Origin of the sequence: Achromobacter sp. GbtcB20 (assembly GCF_019091095.1) — a bacterium.
Classification (GTDB): domain Bacteria; phylum Pseudomonadota; class Gammaproteobacteria; order Burkholderiales; family Burkholderiaceae_B; genus Achromobacter; species Achromobacter mucicolens.
Window position 1 is genome coordinate 1 of record NZ_JAGXJZ010000245.1, and the last position, 436, is coordinate 436.

General features: G+C 69.5%; 1 protein-coding gene. It reads left to right on the forward strand.

Translation table 11 applies throughout. From position 1 onward, the window contains the following. Positions 1–126 precede the first annotated feature (126 nt). The coding region (locus tag KVT32_RS32340; RefSeq protein ID WP_371825633.1) for an OPT/YSL family transporter at positions 127–436 on the forward strand (310 nt) is incomplete at its 3' end.

Genomic DNA, 436 nt, shown 5'->3' on the forward strand with positions numbered 1-436 from the left:
ATCATCTTCGGCGGCTTCGGCCTGGGCCTGCTGTACAAGGTGGCCAACGTCTCGTTCCGGGGCTGGAAGGACGTGGCCAACTTCGAGTTCGGCGCGCCCCTGTAGGCCGGTTCGGCCGGCGCGGAAGTGTCGCCGGAGCTGGTCGGCGTCGGCTACATCATCGGCCCGCGCATCGCCTTCACCATGGCGGCGGGCGGCGTGCTGTCCTATCTGCTGTTGATCCCGATGTTCAAGTTCTTCGGCGAGCTGCTGCCGGTGCCGCTGCCGCCGACCACCACGCTGATCAAGGACATGAGCCCGGACGACATCCGCGACGCCTATGTGCTGTATATCGGCGCGGGCGCGGTGGCGGCCGGCGGCCTGATCTCGCTGGTGCGCTCGCTGCCCGCGCTCTGGGGCGGCCTGAAGGGCGGCCTGGCCGGCATGGGCAAGGCGC